The sequence below is a fragment of the Streptomyces sp. 2A115 genome (genome assembly GCF_052245575.1).
Classification (GTDB): domain Bacteria; phylum Actinomycetota; class Actinomycetes; order Streptomycetales; family Streptomycetaceae; genus Streptomyces.
Genome location: NZ_JBQQCG010000012.1, coordinates 164,213 through 184,521, shown reverse-complemented (window position 1 = coordinate 184,521; position 20,309 = coordinate 164,213). Strand labels below are relative to the sequence as shown.

Sequence of the window (20,309 nt, the reverse complement as noted above, 5' to 3'; positions counted from 1 at the left end):
GGGGTGGGGTGGGGTGGGGGGAAAGGGAAAGACGCAGCAGCGCCCCGCCGATGCCGGTGGGCACTCCGCGGCTCTAAGCCCCGGAACACCTCAGCCCCGCACACCCCGCAAAGCCATGGCAACAGCCGCGTCAGTGACAACTCCGGGCTCCTCAGCCGCGCCGAGCTCGATCCGCCGCACCGCCGCGTCCACGATCCCCTGAAGGAGCATCGCGGCCATACGGGGCTGCTCATGCCCCATGTCCCGCAGCGCCTCCACGATCATCGCGACAAGCCCTCCATGAGCCGCGCGGATCTTCTCGCGCGCACCCGCGTCGAGCTCACTCGCGGAGATCGCGACCACGGCCCGGTGCCGTCGGTCCCCCACCAGCGAGAGCTGCTGCCGGACATACGCCTCGACCTTGCCCTCGGGTGTCCCGGCCAGCGACATCGCCGTCTCGACTTCGGCCGCCCACACGGGGAAGTCAACCTCGCAGAGCACTTCGACGACGGCCGCCCGCGACCGGAAGTACTCGTAGACGGAGGACCGCGCGAGACCCGTGCGCTCAGCGAGCGCCGGAAACGTCAGCGCGTCCGTCCCGCCCTCGGACAGCAGTGAGCGTGCCGCGTCCAGCAGGGCGGCTCGCTGCATCGACCGGTGCTCGGCCACAGAGGCCGCTCGAATCCTTGGCACGCCCCCACTTTACGGATGCCCCGCCCGAGAGGGGAGCCTCTCTGCCTGTCAGGGCCTGATCCACAGCTCCGCACCCGGAAGGAAGCCCGCGGCGAAGCCATCTCTGCCAGGGAAGAGTCCACCACGAGGCAGGGACGATTCAGCGAGGTCAGCGCCCGAAACTGGCGAGCTTCGCCCGCAGCTGGAGCACGGACTTCGTGTGGATCTGGCTGACCCGGCTCTCGGTCACCCCGAGCACGTTGCCGATCTCGGCGAGCGTGAGTCCCTCGTAGTAGTAGAGCGTGACGACGGTCTTCTCGCGCTCGGGCAGCGTGTTGATGGCCCGCGCCAGAAACCGCCGCAGCTCCCTGTCCTCCGCGACCTCCACCGGGTTGTCGGCCGCGGTGTCCTCGAGCGTGTCCATCAGGCTCAGCCGGTCACCGCCCTCTCCCCCGACATGCAGCAACTCCTCCAAGGCCACCACGTTGGCCAGCGACAACTGGCTGAACACCGCGTGGAGTTCCTCCACCCCGATGCCCATCTCGGAGGCCACCTCACACTCCGACGGGGTGCGCCGCAGCCGCGCCTCCAGCGTCGCGTAGGCCCGCTCGACATTGCGAGCCTTCTGCCGCACGGACCGGGGGATCCAGTCCAACGCCCGCAGTTCGTCGATCATCGCGCCCCGAATCCGCGTGATCGCGTATGTCTCGAACTTGATCTCCCGCTCGATGTCGAACTTCTCGATCGCGTCGATCAGCCCGAACACCCCGGACGAGACGAAGTCAGCCTGCTCGACATTGGGCGGCAGGCCGACGCTGACCCGGCCCGCGACGTACTTCACCAGCGGCGAGTAGTGCAGGATCAGCTGCTCGCGCAGCCGCTCGTCGCCCGTGGTCTTGTACGACCTCCACAGCTCGTCGAGCGTCGAGGGGGCGGGCGGCCGCACGCCGCCGCGGGCAGCGGGGGGAACAGCCGCCCGGTCAGACCCGGAGGTGTGCTGGGGCATTCGTCGCCTTGTGCCGTTCTGCTGTGAACTGTGGGTACCTGAGTGAGCTGTCGGTCTGATGTCGAGTTGCCTGTCTGAGTCGGAATCCTCGTGAGCGTAGCGTGACTGGAGCGTCGCAGTGTGCGAACAGTAGGGGATGAACCGTGCGCAGATACGTTCCGCTGGGCGCTCCTCGGGGTCATGGCAGTCGCCGTGCGTAACCGCTGCGGGGCGCCAACTGCTGGAATTGCCAAGGCCATCGGGGGGTCGCCCGGACGGCCGAACACTCTCGGTCAGCACCGCTCCCGATCCACGCCGACGGAGATCGTCGCCTGGCGTGTCAACTTCCAGCTGTCGCCGTGTCGTTCGACGAACCCAAGTGAGCGGAGTTCGTACAGCCTCGCGACGGCGTCGTCCCCCGTCGTCCCCGCGCCTCTGGCGATCTCCTCCGACGACACGGTCCCCTGGGCCGGCAGCGCGGCCAGCACGCGTTCGGCGGCAGGGTCCAGGAGGTCGCGCGGCAGCACCGGCCCTCGCCGCTCCGGCGCCAGGTCGCCCATGTCTCCGACCAGCTCGGTGACTTCCGCGGCATCGGTGACCAGCACGGCGTCCCCGCGCAGAAGTTCGTGCACGCCTGCCGAGAGGCTGCTGGTGGCAGGCCCCGGTACCCCCATGGTGAATCTGCCCAGACGCTGCGCCGCGCGGGCGGTAACCAACGCGCCGCTTCGGTACGCCGCCTCGACGACCACCGTGCCGCGGGTCAACGCCGCGATGACCCTGTTGCGCAAGATGAAGCGGCTTGGTGTCGGATGGTCGCCAGGCGGCAACTCCCCCACGACCAGCCCCTGTTCGGCGATCCTGGTGATCAACTGTGTGTGCCCGCGCGGGTAGGGCCGGTCGACCCCGCAGGCGAGCACGGCCACGGTGGCCCCGCCCGCGCCCAGCGCACCGCGATGCGTCGCGCCGTCCACGCCGTAGGCACCCCCGGACACCACGACCCATCCCCGCTCCGCGAGCCCCGTGCCAAGCGTGGCCGCCATATGCGCGCCGTACTCGGTGCAGGCCCGCGCCCCCACGACCGCGACGGAGCGCAGTGCCCATATCCGCAGGCTCGGCCTCCCCCGCACCCACAGCCCGGTGGGCCGCGCGTCCCCGAGGTCGTCCAGCTGAGCGGGCCACTCGGAGTCCCCGGGACACACGAAGCGCATCCCGGCGTCGCTCGCCACCGCCAGGTCCCTCTCGGGATCCGCCCGCTCAGCCCGGGCGCGCAGGCCCGCCCACCTCTTGTCCGTCACCCCGGCCAGTTGCTCCCCGCCCCTGACGAGCCGCCGGACCACTTCGCCGGCGCCGACCTCGCGGAGCCACCGCCCGCAGACCTCGTCGCCCGGTTCGATGACGCGCGCGAGGAAGGCACGGTGGAGCCGCTCGTCGTCCGCGCTCACGACAACGCCCCGATCGCCATGGGCACCCCCCGAGGGACCCCGGTGCGCAGCTGCAGGGCGAGGGCGACGTCCGTCGCGCCGGGCCGGTCGTGCCCCACGAGATCCGCGATGGTCCAGGCGACGCGCAGGACACGGTCGAGGCCCCGCGCGGTCAGCGCGCCACGCTCCAGGCTTCGCTCCGCGTCGTCCATCGCGCCCAGGGACGCGTACCACCGGCTGCGCAGCTCCCGTCCCGGCACTTCGCTGTTCGACCGCCAAGGGGTGCCCGTCAGACGCGCGGCGGCCCGCTCCCTGGCCGCTCGCACCCGATCGGCGACCGTCTCGGTGGATTCACCGCGCGCACCCGGGTCCGTCAGCTCGGAGCGGGTGACGCGGTCCACCACGACCCTCAGGTCGACCCGGTCGAGCAAAGGCCCGGAGAGTCGGGCCTGGTAGCGGCGGATCGCGGAGGACGGACACTCACACAGGGTGTCCGTCTGCGAGAAGCGGCCGCAAGGACAGGGATTCGCCGCGAGCACCATCAGGAATCGTGCGGGGAACCTCACGACACCCGCACTGCGTGCGATCACCACGTGCCCCGCTTCCAGGGGCTGGCGCAGCGCGTCGAGAGCCTGGCTGTTGAATTCAGGTGTCTCGTCGAGGAAGAGCACTCCCCGGTGGGCGAGCGAGACCGCGCCCGGCCGTGCGACCCCCTGGCCGCCTCCGACAAGGGCCTGCATGGTCGCCGAGTGGTGGGGGGCGCAGTAGGGAGCGACGTCGACGAGGGGTTTGCCCGGCGGAAGCAGGCCCGCGACCGAGTGGACGGCCGTGACCTCCAGGGAATCGCCCCTGCTGAGCCGCGGCAGGATGGCCGGCAGCCGCTCGGCGAGCATCGTTTTGCCCGCTCCCGGCGGCCCCTCCAGGAACAGGTGGTGTCCGCCGGCCGCGGCGACCTCCACCGCGGTCCGTGCCGAGTGCTGGCCGACGACGTCGGCGAGGTCGTGTCCGTAGTCGTGCTGTGCGGCGCCCATGCTGTGCATGCCCGTGGCCGCTCCCGTGCCCGGCATCCGCAGGCCGGAGAGCAGCGGATCGGGCCTGCCCTGCTCGTCCGGGTCCTCCTCGGGCACCGGTTCGTCCGTGAGGACGGCGATCAGCTGCCGAAGGCTGCGGACGCCGAGCACCGAGACACCGGGCACCAGTGAGGCCTCGGCGGCCGCGCACTCGGGCACCACCACCTGCTCATACCCCGCGTCCGCCGCGGCCAGCACGGCCGGCAGCACACCCCGGACCGGCCGCACCCGACCGTCCAGACCGAGCTCCCCGATCATCACGATGTCGCACAGCACCCGTGGATCGATCCGCTCGGAAGCCCCGAGCACGGCACAAGCGACAGCGAGATCGAATCCGCTGCCGCCCTTCGGCACCGAGGCCGGGCTGAGTCCCACCGTGAGTTTCTTCTGCGGCCACTCGCCGCCGGAGTTGACCACGGCCGCCCGCACGCGGTCCTTGCTCTCCGTCAGACTCTTGTCGGGCAGCCCGACCAGGGTGAATGCCGCGACCCCGGGCTCCAGGTCCGCCTGGACCTCGACGACGACCCCTTCCACGCCGACGAGAGCCACCGAGCACGTGCGCGCGAACCCCATCAGGCCGCCCCCCGCACATGCTCCACGACGGGGGCGCCGCGGTCGGGCAGCAGGACACCGACGATGTCGATGCGGACGCCGCCGGGTGGGGCCCCTCCGTGTTCCTGCAGCCAGCGCTCGGCCAGGCCGCGCAGCCGTTCCGCCTTGACGGGTGTGACGGCTGCCATCGGGTGCTCGAAAGCCCCCGCGCGGCGGGTCTTGACCTCGCAGATGACCAGGGCGTCGCCGTCCCGGGCCACGATGTCGATCTCGCCGGTCCTGCCGGAGCGCCAGTTGCGCTGCACGATCGTCATCCCGGCGTCCACCAGCCGCCGTGCGGCCAGGTCCTCGCCGTACTTGCCGAGTGCGCTGCGTGCCTTGGTTGTAGTCATGTCGGCACCACCTCCGGCGCCAACATTGAGCCCACAGCGACTCACTAGTGGATCTTGGTGGACAGCCGCCCGGTTGTGGACAACCAAGTCACCCACACGAGCGGCCGCCTCAGCCCATCAGCCGCCCGGTAGCTCGAGATCGCTCTTGTTCAGCTCCTCGATATTCACGTCCTTGAACGTGAGTACACGCACCTGCTTCACGAACCGAGCAGGCCGGTACATGTCCCACACCCAGGCATCCGCCATGGACACCTCGAAAAACACCTCGCCCTGGACCGAGTGGACCTGCATCTCGTAGTCATTGGTGAGGTAGAAGCGCCGTTCGGTCTCGATCACATATTTGAACAGACCGACGACATCGCGGTACTCCCGGTAGAGCTTCAGCTCCATCTCGGTCTCGTACTTCTCGAGGTCCTCGGCGCTCATGGCATTGTTCCCCTTCAGCCGTGCGTCCCCCTATTGTGCGCCAGCCCCGCGAGCCCCTAGACGATTTCCGTGTCGAGGGTCTCGGGCCTGGCCGGGGGCCCTTCGTCGAGCAGCCTGCGCAGCAGCTCGGCGAGTCTGGTCGGATACACCGTCTCATGTGCCTGGTCGAGTTCCTGGCACGTCCACCAACGCGCTCCGGCGACACTGCGCCGTTCCAGCTCCGTCAGCCCTGTGGCTTCGGTCGCCGTCTGCGTCGTACGGGCCAGGTAGTACCACTCGTCCTGGTCCCAGCGGCGACCCGCGAAGGGGAACGAACAGGTCCGCCGCCACAGCACCGGACCCAGTTCGACATCGGTGATGCCGGTCTCCTCCGCGAGCTCCCGCACAGCGGCCTCCTCGCGCGTCTCGTCGCCCTCCACGCCGCCGCCCGGTGTGAACCACCAGTTGTCCGCGGGATCCTCGGGCTCGTGTCCGTGCAGCAGCAGGATGCGGTCCTGCGGATCGAGCAGCACCACTCTGGCGACTTTCCGCAGCTCACCGAGGACCTCGGGCCCCGCGGCCGGTCGCTCGCCCGCTCCCCCCGGCGCCTCAGCCGACAAGGGCCTGCTCCCTCGCCCCGGTACCACCGCGCCGCCGCCCCATCCGCTTGGCGACCGGCCCGTACGCCGCCCCGCCGAGGACGAGCACGGCGCCCGCCACGACCGCCGTGAGGACCAGACGCAGGGGCCCCGGCTGGGAGATGCCGCCGAGGGTCTCGAAGCCGGTGGGGCGGGCCAGCATGCCGTTCATGGGCCACGCCACCGCGTCGACCCGGGCGTTCACCGCGCCGCGCGGCACCGTGCCGCTGCCGGCCTCGGTGAGGTGGGCAGTGGAGTCGAGGGAGCCGCTGCGCTCGTCGCCGAGCAGAAACAGCCGGTTCCCGGGGACCTTGACGGCCGGGATCGTGCCCGCCTCGGCCGCGGCGCCCTCGGGGAGATACGGTTCCTCGATCTTCTTGCCGTTGACGGTCAGCTTGCCGTCCGTGCAGCAGGCGACCGTGTCTCCGCCCACCGCGACGACCCGCTTGACCATGGGGAGGTCGCCCCAGCTGGCCTGCTTGAAGACGACGACGTCACCACGCTCGACCGCGCCGCCGTCGATCCGCTCGGCGAGGACCCGGTCGCCGGCCGCGATGGTCGGCGACATCGAGTCGGTCGGCACGGTGTACGGCTGGTAGACGATCGCGCCCCAGGCGAAGCCTCCGAGGAAGAGCACACAGCCGAGGGCCACGGCCAGCCCCGACAGCGTGCTGCCGAGCCGCCCGTGGCCCTCGTCCGTACGACGTGTCCCGCTCATCCCAGTGCTCCCCCACATCGGAGAATCGACCCCGCGGCCCAGGTCCGGGCCGCGGAAGATCGGCGATCTGGGACGGCACCCTACCCGGCGGTACCCGACCCAGAAACCCTCGCGTTTTCGACAGTGAGACGCCGCCTGCGCCAAAGCACCAGGGGCACCGCGCCGACGAGGCCGAGCGCGCCCGGAGCCGCGGCACTGAGGTCCTGGTCGAAGGTGTCCGGCACCGGCAGCGTGGACCAGCGGGTGGGCGGCCAGGCGACCACGATGGCGCGACCCACGACGTTGTCCACTGGGACGAAGCCCTTGTTCGCGTCCTGCTGGTGGTACCGGGAATCCTGCGAGTTCTGCCGGTGGTCACCCATGACCCAGATTTTGCCTTCGGGCACCTTCAGCTTGAACTGGCCGCCGCCGTCGTCCACGCTGCACGGCGTGTTCCCGGGGTACACGTAAGACTGCTCGTTCAGCGCCTTGCCGTTGACCTTCAGCGGGCCGGTGCCCTCGCACTCGACGGTGTCGCCGCCGACTCCGACGACCCGCTTGATGAGGTCTTTCTCCTCGGCGGACGGCATCAGGCCGATCCAGCTGAGGGCGGTCTGGATCGCGTTCGGATTCGGCGTCGGCTCGCCTGCCAGCCAGTTGTCGGGGTCGTGGAAGACGACGACCTCGCCGCGCTCGGGCTCCGAGCCGAACCACGGGGTCAGCTTGTCGACCAGGACACGGTCGCCCTGCTGGAGGGTGTTCTGCATCGAGTCCGAGGGGATCGAGAACGCCTGCACCAGGAAGGACTTGATCAGCAGCGCGAGAACCAGCGCGATGCCGATGAGCAGCGGGAGTTCCTTCCAGAAGGACCGCGGCTTCTTGGGCTTCGGGGGAGTCGTGTCGCCGTCGCCTCCCTTGTCCCTGCCGCTGTCGTCACCGGAGTCGTCCCCGGAAGTCACGGCGTCTTCTGTGGCCGGGGGAACCGTCTCTCCGGACTGTTCCGGTCGCTCCTCGGGGCCCTCGTGTCCGGACCGTGCGCCGACCGCCAAATCCCCCACATCCACTCCTCACTCCGTGCCGCCGCCTGCGACGGATGCGACGCAGGCCCACCACTCCCATAACGAGCGGGAGTTCCGCAGGGGTCGGGAGCGGGATCAATCCGTATCGATCCGCGTTGGCCACCCTATGCGACTCGCCGAGGGCGGTGGTCGACCCGCCGGGCGCGTCGGGCACGGACGCATAGGTGTCCGGTTCCTTCAGACGGCTCCAGTGGCCGATGGGCCAGGCGATGACCACGGCTTGGCCCACGACCTCCTCCTCGGAGACGGTGCCGTTGAACTTCTCGGTGCGGTGGAAGCGGGAGTCGGCGGAGTTGGCCCGGTGGTCGCCCATCACCCAGAGGCGTCCCACGGGCACCTTCACCTCGAACGGGATGGACGAGGGCTTGTTCTCGGGGTGGATGTAGGCCTCGTTGAGCGGCATGCCGTTGACGGTCACGCGGCCCTGGGTGTCGCAGCACTTGACGGTGTCGCCGCCGACCGCGACGACCCGCTTGATCAGGTCCCGTTCGTTGTCGGAGGGCAGCAGACCGATGAAGGTCAGCCCTTCCTTGACCTGCTTGACGACGATCGGGTCTTCCTTCTGCGTCGTCGGCTGCTCGTCCTCCAGCCATCCGCCGGGGTCCTTGAAGACGACGACGTCGCCGCGCTCGGGCTTCGAGCCGAACCACGGGGTGAGCTTGTCGACCAGGACACGGTCGCCGATCTTGATCGTCTGCTCCATGGAGCCCGACGGGATCACGAAGGCCTGGACGAGGAACGTCTTCAGGACCAGGGCTATGAGCAGGGCGACACCTATCAGGAGGGGTATCTCCTTGATCGCCGAGCGCTGCCTGCGCCGCTTGACCTTGCGGGCGAGTTTGCGTCGCTCTGCCCGGCCGGGCAGGGTGGGTCCGCCGGTGCGCCGGGTGCCGGTGGGCAGAAGGTCTTCGGCGGCGCTGCGGGCGCCGCGGGGTTTGCCGCGGTTACCCATGGACACCGTCCGCTTTTTTCGGCTCCTTCGCCTCCGGGGCGCTCGAGCCGGTGGCGGGCACGCGCGCGTAGCCGTCGGCGCGCTCCAGGCGGGTCCAGTGGCCGACGGGCCAGGCGATCCAGTCGGCTCTGCCGATCACATCGTCGAGGGGGATCATGCCGCCGCCCGGCGAGCCCAGGTGGTCACGGGAGTCGCTGGAGTCGCCGCGGTGGTCGCCGAGGACGAACAGGGTGCCATCGGGTACGGCGACGTCGAAGGGCACCTCGGACGGCATGTTTCCCGGGTACAGAAACGCCGATTCGTCGATCGACCGGCCGTTCACCTCGATCCTCCCCTGCCTGTCGCAGCAGACCACATGGTCTCCCCCCACGCCGACGACACGTTTGATGTAGTCGGCGTCTCCGAAGTAACCGGTGCCGTCGAACACGACGACGTCACCGCGCCTCGGCTCAGCACCGAAACGGTACGCCAACTTATTTACGAGAACGCGGTCCCCGATCCTCAATCCAGGCTCCATTGAGCCACTGGGAATTTGGAACGGCTGCATGACGAAGCGGCTGAGCAGCAGCAGACAAAGCAGACAGAAAAACAGAGCGAGGCTGATCCGACCGCCGGGCAGCCAGTCGGCGGCGCGGGCCACCAACGCGAAGCGCGACCGTTCCTCCGTCCCCTTTGTGTCCGAGATCTCCTCGGATGCGGCGGGGTTGGAGGAGCGGTCGCGCTCCGTCTGCTGTGCTTCGGCGTCCATGTGGGCCAGATGCTATCCGGCCCTCATGTGGACCCGGCGCGAGCTCAGTTGTCGCGCTTCTCCTTGATCTTCGCGGCCTTGCCGCGCAGGTCACGGAGGTAGTACAGCTTCGCGCGACGCACGTCACCGCGGGTGACGAGCTCGATCTTCTCGACGATCGGGGTGTGCACCGGGAAGGTGCGCTCCACGCCCACGGAGAACGAGACCTTGCGGACCGTGAAGGTCTCGCGGACACCGGCGCCCTGGCGACGGATGACTACGCCCTTGAACTGCTGCACACGGGAGCGGTTGCCCTCGATGACGCGGACGTGGACGTTGACGGTGTCACCCGGGCGGAAGGCCGGGACGTCGCTGCGCAGCGACGCGGCATCGACGGTGTCGAGCAGGTGAGTCATGATCGTCTGCTTTCTTCGGTGATGCCACAGGTCATCAGCGGAAGTCGGTGTTTCAAAAAAAGGGAGGCTGTCCGCGTCGGGGCGGGCGTCGTGTCCCCCTGTGGCAGGGGCGCACGCCGGACGACGTACAACAGCGGCCTATTCTTCCACGGCCTCTGGCCTGCGCCAAAATCGGCCATGGGCCGCCCCGTCCGGGTCGGGTGCCCAGCCCAGGATGGAGAGCATTTCGCGGTCCTTCTTGTCGAAGGCCGAGAGGTCGCAGCGTTCGATGAGGTCCGGCCTGTTGGCCGCCGTACGCTTCAGGGCCTCGTCCCGGCGCCAGCGGGCGATCTTCCCGTGGTGGCCGCTGAGCAGCACGTCCGGGATCTCTCGTCCGCGCCACTGGGGCGGCTTCGTGTAGACCGGCCCCTCCAGGAGGTTGGCCATGGCTCCCGGCGCGAAGGAGTCGTCCCTGTGCGACTCGGCGTTGCCGAGGACACCGGGCAGCAGCCGGGCCACGGCCTCCGTGATCACGAGTACGGCCGCCTCGCCGCCGGCCAGTACATAGTCGCCGATGGACACCTCGTGGACCGGCATGCGCGTCGCGTACTCGTCGATGACGCGGCGGTCGATGCCCTCGTAGCGGGCGGGCGTGAAGACCAGCCAGGGGCGCTCGGAGAACTCGACGGCGAGTTCCTGGGTGAAGGGGCGTCCGCTGGGAGTGGGGATGACCAGCGCGGGCTCGTGGGAGCCCAGTTCGTAGCCGTCCGCGAGTACGGAATCCAGCGCGTCGCCCCAGGGGTCGGTCTTCATGACCATTCCGGGGCCGCCGCCGTAGGGGGTGTCGTCGACCGTGTTGTGCCGGTCGTACGTCCACTCCCGCAGATCATGCACGTGCACATTCAGCTGTCCACGCGCGCGTGCCTTGCCGACGAGGGAGACGTTCAGGGGTTCCAGGTACTCCGGGAAGATCGTGACGACGTCGAGCCGCATCAGTCGTCGTCTCCCGAAGCAGCCTCTGCTGCCGAAGCGCTCTTTGGGTCCTCTGCGTCTGCGTCCTCGGAGGAGACGCTGTGCCCGTCAGTGACTTCATCGGGGGCGGCCTGGTCGTCGATCAGCCCGGGCGGCGGGTCGATGACCGCCCGCTGCTCCTCCAGGTCGATCTCGACGACGATCTCCTCGACGAACGGGATCAGCACCTCGCTCCCGTCGGCCCGCTCCACCACGAAGAGGTCCTGCGAGGGCAGGTGCGAGATCTCGGTGATCCGCCCGACCTCGGCGCCGTCCTTCATGACGACGTCCAGGTCCATGAGCTGGTGGTCGTAGTACTCGTCCGGGTCCTCGGGAGTCTCTTCCGGGTCGACCTCGGCGATCAGCAGGGTGTTGCGCAGCGCCTCGGCGGCTGTGCGGTCCCGGACGCCCTCGAAACGGAGCAGGAGGCGGCCGCTGTGCACCCGTCCCGTCTCGATGGTCAGCGGACCGGCCGAGGCGGGGTCCGTGTCCAGGACGGCGCCGGGCGCGAGCCGCAGTTCCGGCTCGTCGGTACGTACCTCGACGGTGACCTCGCCCTTGATGCCGTGGGCGCGGCCCACCCGCGCGACTACCAGCTGCACTTTGCCTGATCTCCTGTCGTGTGCCTGCCGGCACTACTTCCTAGACGACTACGGGCCGGGGACGGCCCAATGGCCCTCCCCGGCCCGAGCCGGTGCTGCGTTCTACTTCAGCGGACGTGATCCACGTCGACAAGGTCGACACGGACACCACGGCCGCCGATTGCGCCCACGACGGTACGCAGGGCGCGCGCGGTGCGGCCGTTGCGGCCGATCACCTTACCGAGGTCGTCGGGGTGGACCCTGACCTCGAGGACGCGCCCGCGGCGCAGGTTGCGCGAGGCGACCTGCACATCGTCCGGGTTGTCGACGATGCCCTTCACGAGGTGCTCGAGAGCCTCCTCGAGCATGCTCAGGCCTCGGTCGACGCGGACTCGGCGGGGGCCTCGTCCTTCTTCTCAGCCTTCTTCTTCTGGGTGATGGCCTCACCCTTGCCCTCGTCCTCGCCGCCCAGGGCGTCGAACACCGGGCGCGTGGCCTTCGGCTCGGCCACGAGCAGCGGCGGCGGGGCGGGCTCGCCCTTGTGCTTCTGCCAGTCGCCGGTCAGCTTGAGAATGGCGAGAACCGGCTCGGTCGGCTGCGCGCCGACACCCAGCCAGTACTGCGCACGCTCGGAGTCGACCTCGATGCGCGAGGGGTTCTGCACCGGGTGGTACAGGCCGATCTCCTCGATGGCCCGACCATCACGGCGGGTACGGGAGTCGGCGACGACGATGCGGTAGTGAGGCGAACGGATCTTGCCCAGACGCTTCAGCTTGATCTTGACTGCCACGGAAGTGGTGTCTCCTGGTCTTGACGTGGTTGGGCACGGCGAGATTGCCGCGTGGGGTTGCGGTACCCGAGTGCCCGATGGACGCGTCAGCCGGAGGAGAGAGGGGTCCTGTGCGGCTGTCGAGTACAGCTGGCTATTCTGCCACACCCTGACGGGTCGGCCTGACCCGGGCAGCGCGGAGCCCGCCCGCGGCACGTTGTGCCCCGGCGCGGGGGTCGCCGTCGAGATGGGCTGCCGCGCAACCCGGCATCCACGAGATACCGCTGCGCCCTCTGCTCCACCCCGGCGGCACGACTGCCCGCCACTATGGGGGCTGCCGGCTCAACCCGCTGCCGCGCCGACCACCTCCGGAATGCGGAACGGCTTCCCGCATCCCCCGCACACGATCGGCGCCTGGGCCAGGACCGACGGAACGACGCGGACATTGCGTCCGCAGTCGCAGACCGCCTTCACACGCACGCCTCCTCCGGAGGAGCCGTGCCGGGCGGCCGGGCCCCGGAAACTGCGGGCCGTGTCGGTGGTGGTCGCGGCGGTGTGCGCCTTGAGGGCGCGCTGCAGCCGCTCGATCGTCGGGCGGTAGCGCCGCTTCGCCTCGGGGTTGAGCGTGACCAGCGAGAAGCCGCTGCTGGGATGCGGCTCCTCGGGGTGGTCCAGGCCCAGCTCCTCGGCGATCGCGAGAAATCTGCGGTTGTGGTATCGGCCGGCGCGGGAGGTGTCGCGGACTCCTCGGGCGGCGGCGATGCCGTGGACTGCTTCGTGAAGCAGTCGTTCGAAGGAGAGTTCGTGCCCGCAGGCGGACGACGACTCTCCGATCAGGGACTCTGGCGCGGCAAGATCGGGCAGCTCGGGGTGGTGCCGCTGAATGTCGGCCCACGCCCCTGCCAGCTCTGCGGCGAGAACAGGTGGTGTCGTGCTCACGTAATGACAACGAGCCTGGGTGCCTCTGTGTTCCTATTCCGGGGCATCCCAAATAATTTGCACGTACCCGTCAGTTGCCGCTGATGCGTCCTGACGAGGACGGGTGCGCTGATCTGCGGAGAAGCTTCACAGCTCCTACCAATGCGGTACGTAGAGGCTCGTACGCCCCGGCACGTAGCCGATGTCCGCACGCCGGGGCACCTGTGGTCATCAGTTGCGCAAGAGGCGTTTCGGTCCTTCTCGCGGCGGAATGCCGGGGCTCAGTAGGCGCGGGCCACGACAGCGACGTTACCGGGTGAGTCGTCGGCCTCGGGCACCGACCCGTCCTCGGCGACCAGACACCGTACGGTCATCGCGTGTGCGGCGAGCTTGGCCTCTCCCTCTTCGCCGAGGGTGGCCCACGGAATGCGCGCCCAGCCGCCGGCGGCGGCCGCCTCGACTGCCTCGTCGATCGTCGACACCTCCGACGTACGGGACTCGCGGCGCTCGCGCGACTGCTTCAGGAGCAGGGCCTGGTCCTCTTCGAGGACAGTGGGCAGCAGATGTACGAGGGAGTCGATGGCCACCGGTTCCTTGCCCCCGGGGATGCGGCGGGCCAGCATCGCGGTGCCGTTCTCCAGGTCACGGGGGCCGATCTCGATGCGTACGGGTACGCCTTTGAGTTCCCAGTCGACGGCGCGGCGGCCGAACGGGGTGTCCGTGCGGTCGTCCACCTGGACCCGTACGCCCGCCGCCTTCAGCTGATCGCCGATTTCGTGGACCTTGGCCAGAACCGCGCCGTCACCCTTGATCGCGAGGACGACGGCCTGGATGGCGGCGAGGCGCGGCGGGACGCGGAGACCGTTGTCGTCACCGTGCATCATCACGAGGGCGCCGATCATGCGGGTGGTCGAGCCCCAGGAGGTCTGCCAGACCAGTTCCTGCCTGCCTCCCTTCGACAGGTACTGGGTGTTGAAAGCCTTGGCGAAGTTCTGGCCCAACTCGTGGCTGGTGCCCATCTGGAGGGCCTTGCCGTCGCCCATCATGCCTTCGAGCGTGAGGGTGTTGACGGCGCCTGCGAAGCGCTCCTTGGCGGTCTTGCGGCCGAGGACGACGTCCATCGCGAGGACGTTCTCCATGAAGTCCGCGTAGACGTCCCGATGGATGCGGGCCGCGAAGTCGCGCGCCTCGTCGTACGTGGCGTGCGCGGTGTGCCCCTCCTGCCACAGGAACTCGGTCGTACGCAGGAAGAGACGCGGCCGCAGCTCCCAACGCACCACGTTGGCCCACTGGTTGATCAGCAACGGCAGATCGCGGTAGCTCTGGACCCACTTCGAGAAGTAGTCGTTGACGATCATCTCGGAGGTGGGACGGACGACGGCGGGCTCCTCGAGCTCCTTGCCACCGCCGTGCGTGACCACGGCGAGCTCGGGCGCGAAGCCCTCGACGTGGTCGGCTTCCCTGGTGAAGTACGACTGCGGGATCAGAAGCGGAAAGTACGCGTTCTGCGTTCCCGTCTCCTTGATCCGGGCGTCCATCTCCTGCTGCATCCGCTCCCACAGCCCGTACCCGTACGGTCGGATGACCATGGTGCCGCGCACCGGACCGTTGTCGGCCAGTTCGGCCTTGTTGATCAAATCCTGGTACCAGCGCGGGAAATCGTCAGCCCGCGGCGTGAGAACGGGTGCCTTTGCCATGGCGCGATGGTACGGGCCCAGGTTGCCGGAATGTGAAATCTCGCGGCGTACACCGGTGGCGCGCAAAACGGACCCCGTAACCCCTGGACGCCACGACGAGCGCGGAGTTTCCTGGCATACGGGGGGAGTGCGAGCGCACTGCACGGGGGCGGATAAACGGGGCACAAAAGCAACTCTCGGCGATTGGGGCGCTTTCCATGACACCTACGCTCGTGCGGCAGCACCTACCTCACGCGGGGGCGGCGCCCCGGGTGGATCCGTGGGCACGCGCGCGTGACTGGGCCGAGATTCAGGAGCGGATGCTCGTTCCGCTCTACGAGGCCGTCTACGAGCGAATCGAAGTGGGTTCCTCGACCCGGCTGCTGGGACTCGGCTGCGGGTCCGGCCTGGCCCTTCTGATGGCGGCGTCCCGGGGTGCCGCGGTCACCGGTGTCGATGCCCGCGCTCCCGAGCGGCTGGCCCTCGCCCGGGAGCGTTTACTGCCCGAGGCGTGGGGCACGCGCGCGCGTGCCGGGGCTCGGCTCGTCGACGGGTCCCCGGAGGACGCCGCGAACGCCGCCGGTCCGGAGGTGCCCGCGTACAACCTGGTGACCGCGTTCGAGCCGATCGGGTGTGTGGCCGGGGACTCCGAAGGGCTCGGTGAGGCGCTGTCGGCGGTGACTCCGCTCGTCGGGCGTGGGGTGCCCGTGGTGCTCGCCGGGTGGGGGCCGCCTGAGCGTTGTGCCACGTCCTCGGTGTTGCGGGTCGCCACAAAGTTGGCGGATCCGCTGCGCAGCGCGGGGAGTTGGCGTCCGGCCCTCCGTGACGACCTGGAGGAGGTCGCCCAGCGGGTCGGGCTCCGGCCTGACGGGTCCGGGCGGGTCGCGTGTCCCTTCGGGTACGCCGACGTGGACAACGCGGTACGGGGGCTGTTCTCCACCGGGCTCTTCGACGCTGCCGTCGCGGCCACGGATCAGGCTCAGGTCGACAAGGAGGTCCGCGAGGCTCTGCACCCGCATCGGCGGCGGGACGGGACGGTGTGGATGCCGAATGTCTTCCGGTACCTGATCACACGTACGGCCTGAGGGCACGGGGACTCCGCCCCCGTCGGGCCTACCCATAGAGGCTGGGGGCGCCCTTCATATGAAGGGCGCCCCCAGCCTCGTACCGAGAACCTGAAACCCGAAAACCCGTCAGCCGCTGCCAGTCGCTGTCAGCCCATGAACTTCTTGAACTCGTCCGGCAGTTCGAAGTCCTGCGGCTGCTGGCCGCCCGGCAGGCCGAACGCACCGCCGGCCTGGCCCGCGGCCTCGCGGCGCGCGGCGGCCTCCTCCTCCTGCTGCTTGCGCTTCATCGGGTTGCCGGAGCGCTGCTTGCCCTTGGCCTTCTTGGGTGCCTTCTTCGTCCGGCCGGGGCCGCCGCCCGTACCCGGCATGCCAGGCATACCCGGCATGCCGCCGCCCTGGGCCATGCGGGACATCATCTTGCGGGCCTCGAAGAACCGCTCGACGAGGCCCTTGACCGCGCTGACGTCGACACCGGAACCCTTGGCGATACGGGCGCGGCGCGAGCCGTTGATGATCGTCGGCTCCTGGCGCTCGCCCGGGGTCATCGACTTGATGATGGCGGCCGTGCGGTCGACGTCGCGCTCGTCGAGGTTGTTGATCTGGTCCTTGATCTGGCCCATGCCGGGGAGCATGCCGAGCAGCTTGGAGATGGAGCCCATCTTCCTGACCTGCTCCATCTGGGCCAGGAAGTCGTCGAGCGTGAAGTCCTGGCCCTTCTTGGAGGCCAGCTTCTCGGCCATCTTCTCGGCCTCTTGCTGCGAGAAGGTCTGCTCGGCCTTCTCGATCAGCGTGAGCATGTCGCCCATACCGAGGATGCGGGACGCCATGCGGTCCGGGTGGAACGCGTCGAAGTCGTCCAGCTTTTCGCCGTTGGAGGCGAACATGACCTGGCGGCCGGTGACGTGCGCGATGGAGAGCGCCGCACCACCGCGGGCGTCACCGTCGAGCTTCGAGAGGACCACGCCGTCGAAGCCGACGCCGTCGCGGAAGGCCTCGGCGGTGTTGACCGCGTCCTGACCGACCATCGCGTCGACGACGAAGAGGACCTCGTCCGGCGAGACCGCGTCACGGATGTCGGCGGCCTGCTGCATCAGCTCGGCGTCGATGCCGAGCCGGCCCGCGGTGTCGACGATGACGACGTCGTGCAACTTCTGCTTGGCGTACTCGATGGAGTCCTTGGCGACCTGGACCGGGTCACCGACGCCGTTGCCCGGCTGGGGTGCGTAGACGCCGACGCCGGCGCGCTCGGCGACGACACTCAGCTGAGTCACGGCGTTCGGACGCTGAAGGTCGCAGGCGACCAGCAGCGGGGTGTGTCCCTGACCCTGGAGCCACTTGCCGAGCTTTCCGGCGAGCGTGGTCTTACCGGCACCCTGGAGACCCGCGAGCATGATCACGGTCGGCGGCTGCTTGGCGAAGCGCAGGCGCCGGGTCTCGCCGCCGAGGATGCCGACGAGCTCCTCGTTGACGATCTTGATGACCTGCTGGGCGGGGTTCAGCGCCTGTGATACCTCGGCCCCGAGGGCCCTCTCCTTGACCTGCTTGATGAAGGCCCGCACGACCGGCAGCGCGACGTCCGCTTCCAGCAGTGCGATACGGATCTCGCGCGCGGTGGCGTCGATGTCCGCCTCGGACAGGCGCCCCTTGCCGCGGAGGTTCTTGAATGTCGCTGCGAGGCGATCGGAGAGAGTGTCGAACACGGCGGTCGCGGATCCTCGGGTAGGGGGCAGGGGGACAGGTCGCCCTCCAGGGTATCTGGCTGCGCTCGATAGGGTCTCCACCCCGTTCGTACGAAGCTGGAAGCGCCTCGTACGAAGTGGGAGGCACCTCGCAGCACGAAACGGCGGGGGCACTCCTCGCGGCTACCCCCGCAACGTCTCCTCCAGGGAACGGGCGACGGCAGCCGCCTGTTCCCCCGGCAGCGGTGCGCCTTCCGGATCGGTCACGTAGAAGGCGTCCACGGCGTTGGCGCCGAGCGTGGAGACGTGCGCGCTGCGTACCCGTACGTCCGCGCTCTCCAGAGCGCGCCCGATCCGGTGCAGCAGCCCGGGGGCGTCATGGGCGCGCACCTCGATGACGGTGGCGCGCCGGGACCCGGCGGATGCCACGGTCACGCGGGCCGGCGGCGCCACGATTCCCCGCCTGCGCGGGTAGGCGGCGTCCCGCTCGGCGAGCTTTCCGGCGATGTCGAGGGAGCCGTCGAGGGCGCGTACGAGATCGGCTCGTAGGCGGGCGGCCTGCGGCAGGGAGCCGTACTCGGCGGCGACACGCCAGTCGAGCAGGAGAACGGAACCCTGGACGTCGTCGGGCAGTTCGAGTGCCCGGAGCTCCGCCGTCCGCACGGTGAGCCGGTGCATGGCGAGCACGCCTGCCACCGCGGGCAGTACGCCCTCCTGGTCCGGCACCGCGATGAGCAGTTCCACGCCGAGGGGCTCCGGGTCGCCGGAGGGCTCCTCGGTCGGCGGCTCGGTCTGGGCGCGCAGGGAGAGCACGGGGCCGCGCGTGCGGAACGCCTCGATGGCGAGCCGCTCCTGCTCGGCGGTGGGCGCCACCGCCTCGGGCTCCTCGGGGTCGTCCCCGGCGAGCACGGCGGAGACCCGCTTCACCAGGTCGGTGACGAGGGAACTCCGCCACGAGGACCAGGCGGCGGGCCCGGTGGCCAGCGCGTCGGCCTCGGTCAGCGCGTGCAGCAGCTCCAGCGTGCCCTGAGAGCCGACCGCCTCGGCGACCGAACGCACGGTCGCCGGATCCTCCAGGTCACGCCGGGTCGCCGTCTCGACGAGGAGCAGGTGATGGCGTACGAGGGTGGCGAGCACCGCCACCTCCGTGCGGTCGAAGCCGATGCGGGCCGCCACGTCCCGGGCGATGATCTCGCCGGCCACGGAGTGGTCGCCGGGCCAGCCCTTGCCGATGTCGTGCAGCAGCGCGGCGACCAGGAGGAGGTCGGGGCGGTGTACGCGGCGGGCGAACTCTGAGGCGCGTACGGCCGTCTCGATCAGGTGCCGGTCCACGGTCCAGATGTGTACGGCGTTGCGCTGGGGGCGGCAGCGGACGCGCTCCCAGTCGGGCAGCAGCCGGGTGATCAGGCCTTCCGCCTCCAGGGCCTCCCAGACCTCGATGGTCGACGGGCCGGAGCCGAGCAGCGTGACGAGTTGTTCACGCGCCTCGGCGGGCCAGGGCGTGGGCAGCGGACGCACCGCGGCGGCCATGCGGCGGACCGCGTGCAGCGAGAGCGGCAGGCCCGACTGGGCGGCCGCGGCGGCGGCGCGCAGCGGCAGTACGGGGTCGCGCTCGGGGCGGGCGGCGCGGGCGAGGACGACCTCGCCGTCCTGCTCGACGACGCCCTCCGCCAGCGGAGAACGCTCGGCGGTCGGCTTGGCGCCGCCCAGCATGGCCCGAAGACGCGGCCGTACGGCGCGCGAACGCAGCACGCGCCCCACCTCGCGCCAGGTGACATCACTGGCGTACGAGACGACGCGGGCGGCCTCGTACACCTGGCGCAGGAGGGTGTCGGCGTCGAGCAGGCCGAGTTCGGCGGCGACCTGGTCCTGCTCCTGGAGGGAGAGTCGGTCGGTGGCGCGGCCGGTGGCCAGGTGCAGGGCGTCGCGGACGTCCAGGAGCCGCCTGCGGGCGTCCGAGAGGCCCTCGCGCGGGGCGTCCGCGAGCCAGGAGGCGGCGACGGCGCGCAACGCGGTGGCGTCGCGGAGTCCGCCGCGCGCCTCCTTCAGGTCGGGTTCGAGGAGGTACTGCAACTCGCCCTGGCGCTCGGCGCGTTCGGCGCACAGTTCCTGGAGTTCGGGGAGACGTTTCGGCGCCTGGTTGCGCCAGTCGGCGAGGACGGCGGTGCGCAGTCCGGCGGTGAGGCCGAGGTCGCCCGCGACATGGCGGGCGTCGAGGAGACCCAGCTGCACCTTGAGGTCCTCGCCCGCCGTCTTGCGTGCCTCGGCGGGCGTGCGTACGGAGTGGTCGAGGGCGAGGCCGAGGTCCCAGATCGGGTACCAGATGCGGTCGGCGAGGGCGGCCACCGCGCCGGAGTCGGCGCTGCCGTCGTGCAGGAGCAGCAGGTCGAGATCGCTGCGTGGGGAGAGTTCGCCGCGGCCGTAGCCGCCGACGGCGACGAGTGAGATGCCGTGCAGTTCCTCGGCGCCCGCGTCGAACAGGCCGGACAGCCAGTCGTCGGTCAGATCGGCAAGGGCGGAACGGCGCGGCGGCCCGGACTGCACCCCCTCCTGGAGGAGGCGCAGCCGGGCCGCCGCATAGCCGCTGGGTCCCGAGTCCTCTGCTTCCGTACGCACATCCGTACTCGTCACCCAGTGGCTCCTG

At 70.0% G+C, this 20,309-nt stretch carries 21 protein-coding genes; 1 reads left to right on the top strand and 20 read right to left on the bottom strand.

Going from position 1 to position 20,309, the window contains the following annotated elements:
* Nucleotides 1–90: 90 nt before the first annotated feature.
* From ACTWQR_RS13920 to proS, 18 genes are all read right to left on the bottom strand, one after another.
* Complete coding sequence (locus ACTWQR_RS13920) at nucleotides 91–648, bottom strand: TetR/AcrR family transcriptional regulator (RefSeq protein ID WP_443227334.1); 558 nt, start codon at nucleotides 646–648, stop codon at nucleotides 91–93.
* Nucleotides 649–820: 172 nt separating this feature from the next.
* Nucleotides 821–1,657, bottom strand: a complete 837-nt coding sequence (whiG, locus tag ACTWQR_RS13915) for an RNA polymerase sigma factor WhiG (protein ID WP_443227324.1) — start codon at nucleotides 1,655–1,657, stop codon at nucleotides 821–823.
* Nucleotides 1,658–1,929: 272 nt separating this feature from the next.
* Entirely contained in the window at nucleotides 1,930–3,078 is a 1,149-nt protein-coding gene (gene dprA / locus ACTWQR_RS13910) for a DNA-processing protein DprA (protein WP_443227323.1), read from the bottom strand.
* Nucleotides 3,075–4,700: a YifB family Mg chelatase-like AAA ATPase gene (locus tag ACTWQR_RS13905; protein ID WP_443227322.1), complete on the bottom strand. Its 1,626-nt coding sequence runs from the start codon at nucleotides 4,698–4,700 to the stop codon at nucleotides 3,075–3,077. Before ACTWQR_RS13905 ends, dprA begins: the two co-directional genes overlap by 4 nt.
* On the bottom strand, nucleotides 4,700–5,071 hold the full coding sequence (locus ACTWQR_RS13900) for a YraN family protein (RefSeq protein ID WP_443227321.1): 372 nt from the start codon (nucleotides 5,069–5,071) through the stop codon (nucleotides 4,700–4,702). The genes ACTWQR_RS13905 and ACTWQR_RS13900 overlap by 1 nt, the downstream gene beginning before the upstream one ends.
* A gap of 117 nt (nucleotides 5,072–5,188) precedes the next feature.
* Complete coding sequence (locus ACTWQR_RS13895; RefSeq protein WP_003965949.1) at nucleotides 5,189–5,497, bottom strand: DUF2469 domain-containing protein; 309 nt, start codon at nucleotides 5,495–5,497, stop codon at nucleotides 5,189–5,191.
* A gap of 56 nt (nucleotides 5,498–5,553) precedes the next feature.
* A complete protein-coding gene (locus tag ACTWQR_RS13890) occupies nucleotides 5,554–6,096 on the bottom strand; it encodes an NUDIX hydrolase (RefSeq protein ID WP_443227320.1) in 543 nt (180 codons plus the stop codon).
* Nucleotides 6,086–6,832 (bottom strand): signal peptidase I, encoded by a 747-nt coding sequence (gene lepB / locus ACTWQR_RS13885; RefSeq protein WP_443227319.1) that lies wholly within the window; start codon nucleotides 6,830–6,832, stop codon nucleotides 6,086–6,088. Before lepB (ACTWQR_RS13885) ends, ACTWQR_RS13890 begins: the two co-directional genes overlap by 11 nt.
* A gap of 80 nt (nucleotides 6,833–6,912) precedes the next feature.
* On the bottom strand, nucleotides 6,913–7,860 hold the full coding sequence (gene lepB, locus ACTWQR_RS13880; protein ID WP_443227333.1) for a signal peptidase I: 948 nt from the start codon (nucleotides 7,858–7,860) through the stop codon (nucleotides 6,913–6,915).
* Nucleotides 7,745–8,842, bottom strand: a complete 1,098-nt coding sequence (gene lepB / locus ACTWQR_RS13875) for a signal peptidase I (protein ID WP_443227318.1) — start codon at nucleotides 8,840–8,842, stop codon at nucleotides 7,745–7,747. Before lepB (ACTWQR_RS13875) ends, lepB (ACTWQR_RS13880) begins: the two co-directional genes overlap by 116 nt.
* Nucleotides 8,835–9,590 carry a signal peptidase I gene (gene lepB / locus ACTWQR_RS13870; RefSeq protein WP_443227317.1) on the bottom strand — a complete coding sequence of 252 codons (756 nt, stop codon included), beginning with the start codon at nucleotides 9,588–9,590 and terminating at the stop codon, nucleotides 8,835–8,837. Before lepB (ACTWQR_RS13870) ends, lepB (ACTWQR_RS13875) begins: the two co-directional genes overlap by 8 nt.
* A 44-nt stretch (nucleotides 9,591–9,634) precedes the next feature.
* The gene (rplS, locus tag ACTWQR_RS13865) at nucleotides 9,635–9,985 is read right to left on the bottom strand and encodes a 50S ribosomal protein L19 (RefSeq protein ID WP_443227316.1); all 351 of its coding nucleotides are present in this window, start codon (nucleotides 9,983–9,985) and stop codon (nucleotides 9,635–9,637) included.
* Between the two features lie 138 nt (nucleotides 9,986–10,123).
* A complete protein-coding gene (trmD, locus tag ACTWQR_RS13860) occupies nucleotides 10,124–10,957 on the bottom strand; it encodes a tRNA (guanosine(37)-N1)-methyltransferase TrmD (protein ID WP_443227315.1) in 834 nt (277 codons plus the stop codon).
* A complete protein-coding gene (rimM, locus tag ACTWQR_RS13855) occupies nucleotides 10,957–11,577 on the bottom strand; it encodes a ribosome maturation factor RimM (protein ID WP_443227314.1) in 621 nt (206 codons plus the stop codon). The genes trmD and rimM overlap by 1 nt, the downstream gene beginning before the upstream one ends.
* Before the next feature lie 107 nt (nucleotides 11,578–11,684).
* Nucleotides 11,685–11,924 (bottom strand): RNA-binding protein, encoded by a 240-nt coding sequence (locus tag ACTWQR_RS13850; RefSeq protein WP_003973401.1) that lies wholly within the window; start codon nucleotides 11,922–11,924, stop codon nucleotides 11,685–11,687.
* 2 nt (nucleotides 11,925–11,926) lie between these two features.
* Nucleotides 11,927–12,346, bottom strand: coding sequence for a 30S ribosomal protein S16 (rpsP, locus tag ACTWQR_RS13845; protein ID WP_443227313.1), 420 nt, complete (start codon nucleotides 12,344–12,346; stop codon nucleotides 11,927–11,929).
* Between the two features lie 321 nt (nucleotides 12,347–12,667).
* The gene (locus ACTWQR_RS13840) at nucleotides 12,668–13,264 is read right to left on the bottom strand and encodes a hypothetical protein (RefSeq protein ID WP_443227312.1); all 597 of its coding nucleotides are present in this window, start codon (nucleotides 13,262–13,264) and stop codon (nucleotides 12,668–12,670) included.
* Between the two features lie 260 nt (nucleotides 13,265–13,524).
* Entirely contained in the window at nucleotides 13,525–14,940 is a 1,416-nt protein-coding gene (proS, locus tag ACTWQR_RS13835; protein WP_443227311.1) for a proline--tRNA ligase, read from the bottom strand.
* Nucleotides 14,941–15,137: 197 nt separating this feature from the next.
* Between proS and ACTWQR_RS13830 the strand changes: the two genes are divergently transcribed.
* Nucleotides 15,138–16,004: an SAM-dependent methyltransferase gene (locus ACTWQR_RS13830; RefSeq protein WP_443227310.1), complete on the top strand. Its 867-nt coding sequence runs from the start codon at nucleotides 15,138–15,140 to the stop codon at nucleotides 16,002–16,004.
* A gap of 128 nt (nucleotides 16,005–16,132) precedes the next feature.
* Here the strand turns inward: ACTWQR_RS13830 and ffh are convergent, their stop codons facing one another.
* Together ffh and ACTWQR_RS13820 are read right to left on the bottom strand one after the other, a co-directional pair.
* Entirely contained in the window at nucleotides 16,133–17,686 is a 1,554-nt protein-coding gene (ffh, locus tag ACTWQR_RS13825) for a signal recognition particle protein (protein ID WP_443227309.1), read from the bottom strand.
* 162 nt (nucleotides 17,687–17,848) lie between these two features.
* A complete protein-coding gene (locus ACTWQR_RS13820; RefSeq protein ID WP_443227308.1) occupies nucleotides 17,849–20,296 on the bottom strand; it encodes a [protein-PII] uridylyltransferase in 2,448 nt (815 codons plus the stop codon).
* Nucleotides 20,297–20,309: the final 13 nt, after the last annotated feature.